Here is a 15,791-nt window from a genome sequence, read left to right as displayed (position 1 = left end):
ATCTCACCCATAGTTGGATAAATCGTAGGAATGTTGAAAGACAAATATCAGTACAATCTTGCATTTTACAATTAGAGCACGTCACTAAGTAGCATATAGTGTGGTGAGTCTTTATTTAAAATTCTGGTTGAATAGTAACCGATTTCACGACAAATGTAACGTATGTAAGAGATGAAAAACAACAAATAAAGGAAGCGCAATGGCACATTATTTTGGATTCCACCCTTCAGATAAATTAAAAGCATTAATCAGTGAGGCCGAACAAGTCGTTGCTTCAGATGAACACGTGGAATACTATCCTTACCGCGATGCGCTTACACACCAGACTGCTCGTGACTTGACGGACAATTTGTTAATTGGTTTGGTAGAGATTATTCCAAACCCTGAGCGTCAAGCTTCTATGCGTAAAATCGTTGGAACGATTGAGAGTACGACCGATACCCTAATTAATATCTTATTGGGTAAGGAAAATAACGAAGAAGTATTACCGAGCTTTCATTTTTTGAGAGATCATGCGACATTTATCGATAATGAAGGCACCAAACGAGTAGGATTCAAGCTGTCTGAAGCAAATGCAAAAACCATTGTCGAAGGGTTTGCTGCTATCACACCGGAGCACGTCGATAGAGCCAAGTTCAAGACAGCACTAGAAACGATGAACGACGCCACGCTAACTCATTTTGTAACTCGCTATGCGGAAACCTTGAAGCTCGGTATGATCAAGCGTAAGTCAGTACCGGTTGCTAAATCTGCAATTGATAAGGGTATGAATATGGCCCTCAATAAGCTATTACCCGACTTACCCAATGACTCGCTTAACCGTTTAGCAAATTATTACCGCCCATTTATTGTAGAAAAGCCAGAATAACCCCAAAAGTTAGATTAATTTTGTCCTAAACGCTTTATGACGTTGGGCAAATTCACTAAAATTTGCTAAAATAAGCGGCACTTTTTACCAAAGGCGCACCCGATGACCCAAATCAGTAACCAAGAAATCGAAAAAACATTACGCAACTCAGAGTGCCTTATCAGCAGTATCGAAGTAGCCGCTGCTTATGAGCGCCTAGCCGCTCAGCTTAATCTACACTACGCTGGTCTGAACCCAATTGTAATGGTTGTTATGAATGGCGGATTGATTCCAGCTGGCCAGTTACTTACCCACCTGACGTTCTATCATCGTATGCACTATATCCATGCGACGCGTTATCGTGACAACGAAGGTACTAATGACCTCGACTGGAAATTCAAGCCTGACGTGAGCATTGAAGGCGAGCACGTATTGTTGATTGATGATATTTTTGACGAAGGTATTACCCTAAAAGCTGTTGTCGAAGAGCTAAGTAAAGAAAAACCTTTATCGCTTGAGTGCTGTGTACTATTAAACAAAGAACACGAGCGTAAAGTTGCAGATTTTGATGTTGATTTTGTAGGTATCAACGTGGCGGATCGCTATGTATATGGCTGTGGTATGGATTTCCACGGTTACTTGCGTCACCTACCCGGTATTTATGCTATCAAAGAAGATAAAGTGTAAGCCTTATACTCTTTGAAATGTGTCAATCATAAAAAAGCATCCAAGTTGGATGCTTTTTTATTGTATGAAAAACAGAATAAATACTACAATAGCTAAAACTGCAAGGCTAAGCCAGTATGACGCTCCGTTGGTGTCTTAACTGCTATTTCAAAAGCATGTTTGGTGCTATATATCGTCACCTTTTTCTTGGCACGTGTGACTGCTGTATAAATAAGCTCTTTGCTCAGTAATCTAGTATGGCTGTTGTCAAAAGTAATTGCCACATGATCGAACTCAGACCCCTGTGACTTATGGATAGTCATTGCATATGCCGTAGCAATCAGTTCCTCATTCAGTAAGTTGACCGCAATCCCTTGCGTCTTATTTTCAAAAAACACTTCCAACCTACTCTTATCATCTGAGGTTTGTAAACAAAACCCAATATCACCATTAAATAGTCCTAACTCATAATTGTTCTGTAGCACCATGATTGGGCGACCATGAAACCATGTGTTTTGACCGAGTGGTAGTTTTAGCTCAGTCAGATGCCACTGGGTAAGATAATTATTAATATAATGATCGCCCCATTCTCCACTATGACCAGCACTCAAAATTCTAAATTCGTTGAAGGTTTCTGTTAGTGATGCGACTGTAGTTTTTACCGAATGTGGCACAGATTTTTCTATTGGGATTCTTAAAAGATCCTCTATCTTGTTTAGATAGTTCTTATAATGTGCCGTGACTTCTAAGATATTTTTTTCACTGCTTAGGCTATTTTTTAGTTTGTTACCTTTAGAGTCTTCTGTCTGGATCATATTTATATGTTGAAAGTTCAATGCGTTATCATTTTTTAGGAGTTGCCAAATTGCTTTTGTGTCTGCTTTTGTATTGTTGATTTCGTAAGCTAATCTACCGATACCTGAATCGGCACTAAATCGGCGACTTTCAGTTAACTCCGCATGTATAGGTTGTAGTAATGGAATGCGGCACAGGTCTGCCAATACTGCTCCTGCATCGACTGCTGCTAGTTGATTGGCGTCTCCTAATAATATAAGTCTTGCGCTTGGTTTTACCGCACTGACAAGATAATTTGCAAGCTCAACCCCTAACATTGATGCCTCGTCAACGATAATGATATCTTCGCCCAGTGGATTATCAGCACCATAGCGTGGACTACCCGTTCGACCAATACCTAATAAACGATGAATCGTTTTCGCTTCTTGCAATTGCAGCTTTACATCTGCTGCATCTAGAGCCGCTTGTAGAGACTCTTGCATACGCTGCGCTGCTTTCCCAGTTGGTGCTGCTAACGCTAAACTGGCACTATCTGTACTGAATTTAATATTCTCTTCAGTACCCTTACCCTCTGAAGCCTGTTGTAGGGCGATCACTAGCTGAGCCACAGTATATGTCTTGCCCGTCCCTGGGCCACCTGTAATAATACTAAACGCGTTATTGTTAGCGACATTAATCGCCTTTATTTGATTTTCGTGAAGACTCTGAGGTATTGCTATTTGTAGAGGGCTTACTTTTTGATTCAAAATATTGTTGATATTTTTTGCTAAATTAAATTCAGCTTGCCATGCACGATGAAGCCAAAAAGTTATAGACTTTCCTGCATTTTTGTTGTGGGTCTCTTCGTATATAATAGGTTTATTTCTATTGCTTAGGCTATTTTTATTATTATTGCCACTAGTTTGAACCTCTCCGAATAAAGCATGAACATCGATTAAATGCATGAAATAAACTAAATCCGTATCTCTTAGTACTTGATATAGCATAGTAATCGCATCAAAACGCTTGTTTAGCATGTCCTTTTCATAATTACTGAGCGCGAGCTGTATCCAAAGTTGATCTCGCTTACTAAATAAAGTATCTAATAAATCAAACAAGGACATTTCGTCGCCAGCGTCATCACTTGCCTGTACATCATCTATCAGAACAAAGAGTGGCATAGCTAGCATTTCTAATAGCTGTTGCTGCCAGCCATATAGCGTGACTACTTCATGGTTAATTTGACCTTGTAACGGTACTTCGTGCTCAGTAGCGGTGATAGTCAATACAGTATGCCCCTCCTCTAAATGAGTTGCTAGCATCATAAACAAAGCAGTAAATAAGTAGCTGTCTTCTAACTTGTCGGTTTGATCATCGGTTAGGCTGCTGCCAGTATTCGCTTCTAAGTCTGTCGCCTGATAAGCTGAGTAGGTTTGTCCGCGGCGTAGTAGAATATAGTCACTAATAGTACTGGCCCAACTTTCCTGCAGGTCAACTGCCGCTTTGCTTTTATTGTTGCTCTTGTTACTCATGATATGTCTCTGTGATGATCTGGTGAATCAATATAATGTTTTTGGGTATCAAATCGTTGTACAGAACCCACTAGTCAGGCATACCAAACAATGCATCTAGACCTTTGATAAAATCAATTGGAATATCCCAAGTCACAAGCCCATAGCGACCGTTGTAAGGCGATTCGCTCATTTCATTAGCCTCTTGCGACACGGTAGCAGCTGCTTGATCGTTGGGGTTATATACCCCTCGTAGGAATACATACTCTACCGCTCCCAAATACTTGTCCTCATTACCCGCATAATCAGCGATTCTCATTGAAAGGAATCGATGTAATGCTACTTGGTAAATCGCTGCTTGTAGCCAGTAGCCTGCTTTAGACATGGCTTTTTTGAGTGTACTTTCATTATAATCGCTTAGGCTATTCCCTAAAAAATTACTCTTATAATCGACCACATAATACTTGCCAGCATGCTCATAAACCAAGTCAATCTCACCGCGTAAGTAACGATACAAGTGCGGCCTATTTTGCGGCACGAGATTGACATGCTTGTCTGTCTCATCAGGTAGATACTGTTGAAATAACTGACTGATATCTTCTGCTTTAAAGCGCTCTGACAGCCCCATATTGAACTCTAATTCAGCAAAGCGTTGCTCTTCGTTGAGAGAATAAAGTGGCTGATTGGACGCTAGCAACGGAGTACACAGCACCTCTTCAATCCAAGTAATCAACGCTTCATGCTTTGTCGTATCTATTGCATCAGCGTTAAATAAGACAGAACTCTCTTCTCGGTTGCCTTGTGCTCTACGGCTTTGATATTCAGCACTGCTATACACCAGCGGTAGCTGATAACTACTGACGGCTCTATCGATCACACCAGACCACTGCGGTTTGTTAGTGAAGTCAATTTTTTCAAATATCTCATGCAAAAACGTACCTGCATTAGCGCCTTTTATGAAGGTAAAGCGAATATCGTCTTCTGACTTGGGACTCATCTCATCAATTTTTTCGAGAGACGCATTACTATCAAGGCTACTATGAAGATAAGACTCAGCCGATCTAGCAGTGTCTGCCATATCAATGTCTATCGCATCATCAATACGCTCATCAACAACAGCCATTGTTTGTGTTGATTCGTCTAGCTGACGAGCTAACGCCGTAAAGCTGGTCTTCGCCCAACCATAAAAATAGCTCGTTTTCATGACATCAGTGAAGGCGGCATACTCAATCGCTTCTGTCGTGGGTTCTATGGTAAGTTCGTTATCTGTTGACATTACTGTTTTAGCATAATGACTATTATAGAACTCATTGATATTATGCCCTCTAAGCATACCTATCGTGCCTTTTAGCCTATCAGGTAATTCAAATTTTGCGTCTGGAGAGTCAAACCAATAAAATACTGGTTTTAGCTCAAACCCTGTCTTATTACTAGGATCTCGCAACACCACATAAAGTTGCTCACTAGCCCGCGTAAATGCCACATAACCAAGTCGGCGTAGCTCATCAAAACCTTCATTTGTCTCGATATCAGTGAAGTAAGCATCTTTAGTGGCAGATCCTTGTAACGCAGAAAAACGGCGCTGATTACCCATTGACTGACCTTCTGTGGATTGCTGTACTAACGCTGAAGGCGATTGCTGGGCATTATATAGATATAGACCATGCTTCTCATTATTGCCTGACTTCCTACTGGCGTCTCCCATACCCAGTACATAGACTATGGGGAACTCAAGCCCTTTTGACTTATGAATAGTCATGAGCTGCACGCCAGACTCTGTCGGTAGCGGATACTGCTTCGCCCAATCACTATTGGGTGCGGTCTCTATGTGTTGCCTAAACCAAGCCAGCAGCTCATGCTCACCCATGCCTAAGCCATACTGTGCCAATACATCCATCACATGGCGTAAATCCATGATATGTCGATCACCTTCTGGATGAGCGGCTAGAGCTTGCCAAACGCCTTGTGACTGTATGGGGCTTCTATCCAATAAATAGTGCAGCGCTGACAAGATACCAAAGTGCTGCCAACGCTGTGCCCCTTCCTTTAGATACGTAATAAAATCCTGATAGCTCTTTTTATATTCTATATTTTGAACATCGCTACTATTTGGATTGATACTATTAAGTCTGTCATCACTCTCAACCACACCTGATTCATGATCCATCATCATAGCTTGGACATCTTTGATGCTCAGTCCGTACAGATGGCTGGTCAACACTCGATTAATCATGTCATGACGATACGGGTATAGCATGGCACTAAGTAGCGCTGCGATATCTTCTGCCATGATCGTTTCAAAGATGCTGACGTCGCTGGTGGTCAAGGTGGGTACGCCCAGTTTGACTAGCTCATCTTCAACCTGTTTTAGATCTTTTTTGGTACGGGCTAGCACCCCAATATCACTGGGCTGAATCGGCTGATCGTTTAATGCCTGACCACTACTGAGCAAGCTAGCAATATGACGTGCGGTGATTTCATACTCATCATAGTCAAGCTCGCTATCTTTTCCATTAGGCAAGTGTAGTACACTCACTGGCTGAGTAGAGAGTACCTCTGTCATCAAACCACTATCTTTTTCGTCTGAATTCTTAAACCAAGACAATTCACTCTGCTTTTTTGCGGCTTTGCTGTGCTGATAATAAATACCACTGCCTAGCTGCGCCAGCTTGTTCTCAGCAGTTGTTGCTGTAGGTATACCAAACCAGCAGTTGAGTGCGTTAATCAAACTGAGGGTGGAGCGCCGGTTAGTGTTGAGTGTCCAAATGGTACTTTTGTCAAACTGCGCTTTCATATAGTTATAATTGGTCACATCTCCACCACGGAACCCATAGATCGCTTGCTTTGGGTCACCAACCAGTAGTAAAAACTCATGACTGGATTTTTTGGTAGTCGATTGCTTGTCATTATCCGACTGTTTGCCATTACGCTTTGGCAAATAGATGCTCTCAATCATAGTGGCTTGCTCGCCATTGATATCTTGCGACTCATCAATTAATGCAATGGGGTAATGATGACGTATATAACGCGCCAGCTTATCGCCTTGTCGACCTGTTAATGCTTGGTTTAAGCGCACCATTTGTAGACTAAATGTGGTCTCTCCTCGCTCTTCTAAAATAACTGGCAGTCTATTGCGTACCGCAAGCACGATATGGCGGTTGAGGTTGGCTAAAACCAATAAAACATGCTGATTTAACCCTTCAACTATATCTAAGAGCGCCATCAATGTACTAATGGTCTCTAACTCAAAAAGGGACTGATGCTCTTTCTCCCTATTCTTATTAAAGTTTTTAATTTTGCCATCTTCATTTGGATATCTGGCATCCTGCAAAGACGTCAATATCTTTCTTTCACGCTCATTCAAGTAGCTGCTAAATGTCAGCTGATATTGCCCTACCTTTTGATGAACATCGACAAGAGCATCGAAATGATTGGTTAAATTAGAGTTTCCACGAAACCCTTGAGACTTTCTGTAATCAGAATTTAGATAGGGCTGAATATCTGCTAGATCTAACTGGGCAAAATCATGAATCAGCTTTTCATACGCATCAAAATCAAAACCTTGCTCTAGTGTTATCTCATCAATCGGCGCAGTAATAAATTTCAGCGAGCGAGAAACGAATTTTTTATGATCACCTACTGCTGTCAGCTTACCTTGCTGATCCATAAGCGCATATAGTTTGGGCTGCTCATGATACAAACGGCTTTGAAACTGACGCAGCTCATCATGAATAATACTGTCAGTAACCAGCTCAATACTGCTGTCTTCAATAATTGCCATACCTTGCTGATGACCTGTCTCACTACTGTACTCGATCAGCCACTTTTGCGCCAAACTATCAAGTGTCCCGACAAATAGCTTATCCAATGTCGTTAATACTAATGCGGTGCGCCGTATCGCCTCTGCCATAGGATAGCTATACACATGATCGAGCAAATAACCGACCAAGTGCAGATTCACAGGGTCTTGCATAATGTCATTTAGGCGTACGTGTTTGGCTTGCTCTATTAACCATTCTTCACGGTATTTTTTGACTTGTGCGCGCTTTTCTCGGGCCGCCTGCTGAGCATATTTATTGTCATGGTCAATATCTTGATTAAACTCATCAACATCTATTTCGGTATTTGATTCGATACTTGAGTCGTTGCTTGTTGGCTTATCCTTGTTGTTATTGTTATCGCCACTATCAGGTAGTACCTGCAATAGGTTGGGATATAAGTTATCTTTGTTATTGATATCTGCACTCAGGTTGTTGACCCACTGTAATAGCTGATAGAACTCTACCAGACGGTCGTGAATGCGCTGACGCATCTCGGCAGCGGCGGCTCGAGTAAAGGTTGTGGCAATGATTTGCTCTGGCGCACGCCGCGCTTCGATCAATAAACGCAGTACAATGCCTGTCAGCGTCCACGTTTTACCTGTGCCCGCTGAGGCTTCGATAAGATGCTGACCCGTCAATGCAACCGCAACCGCTGGTACTATTTCTTCTTTTTCTTCAGCTATAGCCCCTGAGTCACCCAAAACATCTGGATGATCGTCAAATAAATTTGGTTGTACAGAAGGTTCAATAATTTCGGTTGTGTCAGTAAAATCTGTCATATAAGCGCATACTTTTAATTATTATTAATGAGATCAAAAGAATAAAAAAAGACACTAAGCACTAGTTATCCAATCCTTTTAGTGCCGTAAACATCGGCGCATACAATGGCTGCGCCAAAGTAGTTAATGATGCTGATAATGATCTAAAGGCATCTTGATCACGCAGTACATATTGCCAAATGGCATGCTGAGAGCAAGTGTCGTATACCATGTCTGAGTGATAGCCCGGTCTTAGCCAATCTGAGAAGTCTGCTCGTTTTGGCCAATAGCTGTCGTTTTCATTATCATCTTCTTGCGATTTGGAGCACTTAGCCAGATAACTTAATGCATATTCAGGCAATAATGTCATGGGAACTTGGCCCGATAGGTTGCCAAAAATCGTCCACTTTATCAGTTCTATCACTGCATCTTCATAGACGATGGGGCTTAGTTTAAATGCGATGAAATCTTTATAGGCACTTACCTGTGAGCTGGGTTTATTAAAGCGCCAAATACTCACGCCGTCATCTAAAGCTATCTGCTCAGCAGTGGTCCGTCTGGCAACCTGCCAATATAAATGCGACAGCCAAAATTTGAGTAAGTGTTTTGGACTGGCAGAATTGGGCAGTATATTCAACCACTGCTTGGGTGATTGCTCAGCATAGGCCGTCGCTGTCTCAACAGCAGCGCTACTATTATGAGTATCTATAGAGTCTGGTGACGCTAGTGCCTGTAATTCTGATTTTGATTGTAATATCGGCACTACCCCTTTAATCTTAACCTTTTCGGGTAATAGCTTGCACAGTATCTCGTTATCAGTACCATTCAAGATCGTTGGCAGCGCCACCTGAATAGGATGTTCAGCGGTGGGCGTTAGTAACTGTAGGCCTGTAGTATTGTCTGCTACGCCTTCACTTAGCAGGCTACTATCAACAAATCCATTAGCAATTAATTGCTCTTCAAACTCTATGCACTGCTGCTGCAGCTTTTGTTGTTGGTTAGGTAGGGTGGTTTGGCGTGCTACCCCTGCTGGTATGATTTTTTGATACATCAAGGTTGAGATATTTTTCGAAGCAGTGCTATCAGTACGCTTATCATCCGCCAGCTTGTTGATTAAATACTCTTTAATCTGATAAGTCGTTAAGCTGTCCAAAAATAGCGGTTCCTGATGTGCTAATGCATCCTCACCCTGCACCACATGTACCTTTTGGGTGCGCAAAAAAGCTTTGGCGGGATGGCGTACTTGATATATCAACATACCTTCAACATCGATCTCACCGATGTTGAATACGCTATCGGATACTGCTGGGATAAGCACTGCTCTAGCCATACTGTCAGTATCGCTATTACCTAAAAGTGTATCTAGCCCCAGCATATCAACCAATGTAGACATGGTTTGGTCATCTATCTGTCCAAGCTGACCCATACTACGACCAAGCAGCTTAGCTATTGATTCATACTGTGCTTTTGTAGGTAAGCCAACCAGTTGTGGGTATTTGCTGGAGTCTCTCTTTTGTAATGTCTCAAACACAGCGTGCCACAGTGGCGCAGGTGGGAATTGTTTTTTCTGGGCCAGCTTGGTGCTTCGCATGGCTTTATTTAGTAGATCGTCTAGCTCATCGGCCGCAGCGGCAGGACTGCTATTCTGAACATCATCAGCGGGATTGCTTGGGTCAATGTTGACACTATAGGTATCAATATTTTGCACAGGGGGATGTTCAATATCTGTTTCAAATAAGCTCTTATGAAAAGGCAGTGCTGGATGCTCAGTAACCAGCCACTGTTTGATGAGCTTTGGTAGATAACGTTTAAGGCTTTCTGTCGTTGGATCGACATCCTCAGACAACGTCTCAAGTGAGTTCACCTGCCACTGTACCTCACCTTGTAAAAACTGTAGCAACTCACTTACTGGGTTGGCAGGTAGATGTTCATGGGTATCGGTCAAGCTTTGGCCATTGTAGAACATCCAGCATGCACTGCGAGCGCACAGTAGCGCATCCAAAAATGCCCCATTGTCGTCATCTTCGCTGACTCTGTCACCGCGACGTGAATTGGTCGCTTTCATCAAATCATACCGGTTGTCACGATCACGCCCAGGAAACTCAGAGAGGTCCATATTGAGCATCACCACCAGCTCAAAAGGCACGTTCCTAAGCGCCCCAAATCGCCCAAAAGTAATCACACCCGTAGGCTCCGCACTGACCTGCTGACTCTCAAGTTCTGCTTCGATACTGTCTAGCATAAAGCTCAGCTTTAGTGGCAGCTGCTCAACGCCTGCCAGCTTTTGCTCCACTTCTCTGTTGTCGATATCACCACTAGAGTACTGTCTATAGTGACGATTGGCACGTAAGCTTGATTTAAAACCATTCATTGCATTGTAGATGGCACGCGTCGTACGCGTTTGATCGACATCACCAAAGTAGCGGTGGATCACCTGCGACTCAATCTGATCTAACCAATCTTCTGCCTTCATTTTTTGTGTATGATCATCACGCCTTGCCACCAAGCCTGTATATATACGGCAAAGCGCTTCTACAATCATGGCGTCATTTAGGCTAACCTGTGCCAGTGGCAAGCTCATCTCGGGCACAGCAGTACCTGGCCACTCACTCTCCTCTAAAGGGTATAGGCAGTCGCTGAGATTTGCTTCTGGCATCACAAGACCCAAGGTTAACCTATCTAATGCTTGGGCAAAACTAAAGCGATAATCATAGTCGTTGATATCTAAAGTTTGTTTTAGATGACGCTCATCAAAACCACGAACAAAGCCTGCTTCTAGCAGCAAATCGCAGCCACGGCTCATCTGTTCACGGGTCAACCCAAAACTCTCAAATAAGGGCGGTAGCATCAGCCAGTCTAAAACTTCAGCTGCTTCAAAACGGGCACTATGACTGCCTAGTAGCTTATAAAACCCGATGATCGCTTCCCATAACTGGCGAATATCAGCATCGACAACGCCCGTCACCTTCGCAGGTAAGGTTAAGCCATCTTGGCCCTTACCACTAACAAAAATAGAGCCAATCAGCGCATGATGACGCTCAACATCTGGCAATAACACCACGATATCTGATATATGGCGTTTTTTCTCACCAGTTTTAATAGGTTCATTGAGCCAACGGCCAATCATAATACGTAGTACTTCAAGCTGACGCTGCAAATTGTGACAGGAGTGAATGCTTAGGCTATTGTCTTGAGCAGAGATTGCCCACAAACGATCCTTTTCAAAACGCTTGTTTTCTAGTACGTCATCGTCATACCATGGCGACTCTGGCTCAGCGCCCAACACTATTTGCTCATTTACGGCTTGAGAGACTGTTGTTGCCGCAGCTTGCTGGGTCGATTGCTCATCAAGCATCAATACGTCATTTTGCAAACGTCGCAATAAACTTTGGCTATTTTGCATGGCTTGAGAGCGACCAGAATCAGCCATGCTGTGCTCACTCTCATCACTGATACGGCTCAGATCATCATCAAAACTATCATGCCACTCTACTAAATCATCTTGATATTGTTCGTTACCTGATAAATTGGCAAGCATAGCAAAAGTATCACGAGACTGCTTACCCAAACGAGACAGTAAACTATGCCCATAATCACGTAAAAATACGCTTTCGGGATTGATGATTTGCTGGCGCTGTAGCCAAGACTTATCAACAATATCTGCCCAGAATAGCTTAGAAGGATTATAGTGTAATAGCGTGATCTTCATATATTTGGACAACTGCTGCAAAAAATCAAGCTCGGTTTGCGGCAGTTGCTGAATAGTAAAAATACGCAATACTTTGGGCAACTGAGCACGCTCATTCGCGTTATTATTTTCTAGAGCTGACCAAAAAGTGTTTTCGATGCTTACACGGTGTTGATGCACGTCGGCAAACAGATGCGACCATAAGAATCGCTGCGCTGCCTCAAGCTCTACATAATGCGCCACCAACCACTCCGGTGTGCCGCGTGCGTACTGATCAAAGCGTAGTGATAACGCATCTTTATCTGCTATCAATGCGTCTACATTGAGCGGCATATTATGTGACCATAGCGCAAGCCAGTCCTCACGGTGGGTCAAGTAACGGTTGAACACTCTTGCTAAATCACTTGCCAGCTGCCAAATACGAGCGTCTTGCTGCGCCTTATCTTGTTGTACGCCCTCTTGCGTCGTTGCTACTTGCGGCTCATCAATCAAGGATGCCAATAGCGGATGTACTGGGTGGGTGTCATCCTTAACAATCAACTCTTGATAGTAAGTGAGATAACCAAACAGGCGCCACTGCATCACCGTTGGTGACAACACAGCAACTTCAGGCACATTCAATGTAGCCGCTTCAGGATCTGCTTCTAACAAATAGGCATTGTGCCGGGTGAGCACATCTTGCATGAGTGTCCATTGATACTGACCCCAAAACTTAGTACGCACCAACGTACTAATCCCCGCGCGGCTAGCAATTGTTTTATCCAACCAATCACCCAATACCATCGAGGGCACAATAACAATAAAGGGCTCAAAAACATGCTGGCTTTTTGACTGGTATTGTTCAAGTAGTTGATCGACAAGGTTTTCGGTACGGTGCGACTGAATGATGGTAAACATAGACAATAATCTGATTAAAGTAGGCGTAGAATATGAATGTTAAGAAAGGCTGTTTATTGTGACTGACAGGCTAAAACATACTAGTAAAAGACTCATGTCAGTAATCAGCCACTGCATGGACAGCGCTGAAAACAACACTCATCAATGCATGTTTGGTAGTCGTTACTGCATGGCATTTCTGCTAGTATATGGGTCGTTATGCTGGTCACAATGAGCAAAAGTCATTATATATATGACCCAAGCGCATTGGTAACGATAGTAATAAATATTGAGAAGATAAAAAATCACTCTATATATCAGTGTGCCATTGATGGTTATCGTTTGCTAGTATAAATACCAGTATTATAATACCTTGCGACATCTATTGTCGCATTGATCACACACATAGTTACAAGTGTTTTGATTATGAAAAGATGAAGGGCGTGGCTTTTTCGAATCAGCTGTTACACCCTATATTAAGACGACACTTTTACGGGGTTATTGAATATTATGCCATTACGTCCTATTGATGCTATTTTTGTCCATCCTAAGCAGCGTTTGTACGTTGTTTATTATCGTGGTGAGCTTTGGTGCCTACCACGTATGAAAATCGATGACAGATCATGGCAAAACAGGCGCCCGTATGTTGATGACAGTCGCTCACTATATCTTAGTATTCACCAAGCTATTAGCGACCCTATACTGGCACAAAAACTACGCACATTAGATTTACCTGCTGCAGTGCGTGGTAGCACGTTATCGCGTTTTGAGTTGTGGTGGGAGACACATGGCTTTAAATGGTTGAAAGACAGACTGACAGCAGGTCAGTCACCATTAGCAGCCCATCAAGCAGTGGGCTATGAAAGAACAACTGCTAATGAGTTTATTGATGCAAGCGTTCAACCCTCTAATTTCAATACTAATGACAATGATAGCAATAAACACAATGAATCGTTAGAATCATCTGCCATAGAAAAGGACGTGTTTGCGGATATGTTGGCACAGCTAACTGATGAAGTCATGGATCACAAGCTTTAAAGAAACGCTATATCCTATATAGTGACTGATACAACTTTTAAGACGAACCCATTAATAGATAGAGAGCAGTAATATATGAAAGACTACAAACTGCTACTGGTTGGACTAATTTCCCTGCTGGTAGCAATTTTTATCGCTCTCCTTACTTGGTTGTGGACCAGTAATCACAAAAATACAGACCCGCTGCCTATCATAACCAGTGAGACGCAACCTGCACCTGCCGCAAACGAAGAAAGCACGGACACCTCCCCTGATAGTACGCTTTCTATTCGTGCAGAACAAAGCCTACAAGTACCGATAGATGACGTTATTGTGAGCTTTGAGTCTCGCTATCCTCATATACAAGTTTTGGCGAATTATATTCCTGCTAATACGTTACTAACGATATCGAACGACGAACGCTCTGATCTGATCTCTGACACAGATATTATTATTGCCAATAACGAGCTGTCCAAAGAGCGTCTCTCGCCCCTACAAGAGAAGCTAAAAGCCACTCAACACAGTAGTAATCAAAATCAAACAGGTGCTAACTCGGTCAATAGCAATACGGATGACGATAAGACTGATAATGATGACATTACTCCCAATAGCACCAACAAAGAAGCACGCACACTAACCTCTTTTAATTACGCTCTAAAAGATGATCAAGCGCTTGAAGGTGTGGTTTTGACCGATAATCCTGTTGCCGTTAGTTTCCGTAACTTTTTACTCTCAAGTGCCGGTCAAACTATATTAGAAAAATACGAGTACTATAATATCAATGGCTATGAGAACAGTGTAAATGACTTATTTGAACCCTCTTCACAGGCGAGCAAGGCATCCGGTAATAACCCAGTAAATGTCGCTGATGCGCTTGGTAATAGCGAATCGCAATAAATTATTTGTATTTACCTTTTTGCTGATTGCTTTTACGACTGCTTTTTTCTACAATGTCACTCCATAATGCGCCTATAGCTCAACAGGATAGAGCAGTTGCCTCCTAAGCGATCGATCCGAGTTCGAGTCTTGGTGGGCGCACCAATCATTGTATTTAGACATAACCTCGCATTACCTCAAACCCTCCAAACCCCTTATACATATACATAGTTGTCTTTATTGATTACTTGTTATTACCTGCTAGCACCTCTACAATGTTGTTAAATAAGTTGTTAAATAATATACAACGTCATTTTCTGTTGTTAATTATGCAGTGAGGTTGTTGTTAAACCTCTGAGCGCTTTGAGGTATAAGCCATGACGAGAAGACAAGACTATCGATTAACTGACGCTGGTGTGAAAGCAATCGCCAAACAGTCCACACCCACCAAAGTTACGCGCCATGGTGATGGCAACAATTTATATCTCATACAACATCCCAATGGCTCGTTGTTTTGGCAGGTGACTTATCGCTATCAATCCCCTAAAGATTTTAAGCCAAAGCAAAAAACTTATCAGATTGGTATTTATAAATCTGCCAAGCAAATCATTGGCTCTACATTTAAACCAGAGGTGTCACTAAAAGAGGCTCGGCTGGTACGTGATAAAGCTCAAGCATTACTGGCTGATAATATTGATCCTACTGAACATAAAAATAATGATAAAAATAACTATGAGCAGAAGGACTTATTTAAAATTATTGCTAAGAGCTATATTGACGAAAAATCTACCACTACCTCTAAGAAGAATATTCAAAAACTTCACAACTATCTATAGTCACTGCACTACAAAAGAGTTATGTTTTGGATGAATATCATAAAACAATTTAGATAAGTCATTTTCCATCCAACCTTGGCGTAAAAACTTCACTTGAGCCCACTTTTTCTCGATGGGATTT

8 protein-coding genes and 1 tRNA gene are annotated in these 15,791 nt (G+C 42.3%); 6 read left to right on the top strand and 3 right to left on the bottom strand.

All coding sequences use genetic code 11. The annotated features are described in order from the left end of the window. The first annotated feature begins 199 nt into the window (after window positions 1–199). Window positions 200–868: a hypothetical protein gene (locus NJD71_RS09120; protein WP_319051656.1), complete on the top strand. Its 669-nt coding sequence runs from the start codon at window positions 200–202 to the stop codon at window positions 866–868. 102 nt (window positions 869–970) lie between these two features. Beyond that, window positions 971–1,534 carry a hypoxanthine-guanine phosphoribosyltransferase gene (locus NJD71_RS09115; protein ID WP_319051655.1) on the top strand — a complete coding sequence of 188 codons (564 nt, stop codon included), beginning with the start codon at window positions 971–973 and terminating at the stop codon, window positions 1,532–1,534. Window positions 1,535–1,626: 92 nt separating this feature from the next. Here NJD71_RS09115 and recD read toward each other — a convergent pair whose 3' ends face one another. The 3 genes from recD to NJD71_RS09100 all read right to left on the bottom strand — a co-directional run bounded on the left by recD (window position 1,627) and on the right by NJD71_RS09100 (window position 12,962). Beyond that, a complete protein-coding gene (gene recD, locus NJD71_RS09110) occupies window positions 1,627–3,819 on the bottom strand; it encodes an exodeoxyribonuclease V subunit alpha (protein WP_319051654.1) in 2,193 nt (730 codons plus the stop codon). 70 nt (window positions 3,820–3,889) lie between these two features. After that, entirely contained in the window at window positions 3,890–8,398 is a 4,509-nt protein-coding gene (locus tag NJD71_RS09105; RefSeq protein ID WP_319051653.1) for a UvrD-helicase domain-containing protein, read from the bottom strand. A 61-nt stretch (window positions 8,399–8,459) separates the two neighbouring features. Then, window positions 8,460–12,962 (bottom strand): exodeoxyribonuclease V subunit gamma, encoded by a 4,503-nt coding sequence (locus NJD71_RS09100; protein ID WP_319051652.1) that lies wholly within the window; start codon window positions 12,960–12,962, stop codon window positions 8,460–8,462. A 489-nt stretch (window positions 12,963–13,451) separates the two neighbouring features. Between NJD71_RS09100 and NJD71_RS09095 the strand changes: the two genes are divergently transcribed. From NJD71_RS09095 to NJD71_RS09080, 4 genes are all read left to right on the top strand, one after another. Then, window positions 13,452–13,979, top strand: a complete 528-nt coding sequence (locus NJD71_RS09095) for a hypothetical protein (protein WP_319051651.1) — start codon at window positions 13,452–13,454, stop codon at window positions 13,977–13,979. Window positions 13,980–14,054: 75 nt separating this feature from the next. Then, on the top strand, window positions 14,055–14,855 hold the full coding sequence (locus NJD71_RS09090; RefSeq protein WP_319051650.1) for a hypothetical protein: 801 nt from the start codon (window positions 14,055–14,057) through the stop codon (window positions 14,853–14,855). A gap of 68 nt (window positions 14,856–14,923) precedes the next feature. Next, window positions 14,924–14,999: transfer RNA gene (locus NJD71_RS09085), tRNA-Arg, on the top strand. Between the two features lie 212 nt (window positions 15,000–15,211). Then, window positions 15,212–15,670: an Arm DNA-binding domain-containing protein gene (locus tag NJD71_RS09080; RefSeq protein ID WP_319051649.1), complete on the top strand. Its 459-nt coding sequence runs from the start codon at window positions 15,212–15,214 to the stop codon at window positions 15,668–15,670. Window positions 15,671–15,791 lie beyond the last annotated feature (121 nt).

Source organism: Psychrobacter sp. PP-21 (genome assembly GCF_033790785.1).
Taxonomy (GTDB): Bacteria; Pseudomonadota; Gammaproteobacteria; order Pseudomonadales; family Moraxellaceae; genus Psychrobacter.
Note: the sequence above shows the minus strand (reverse complement) of the source record. Positions and strands in the feature narration are given on the sequence as shown.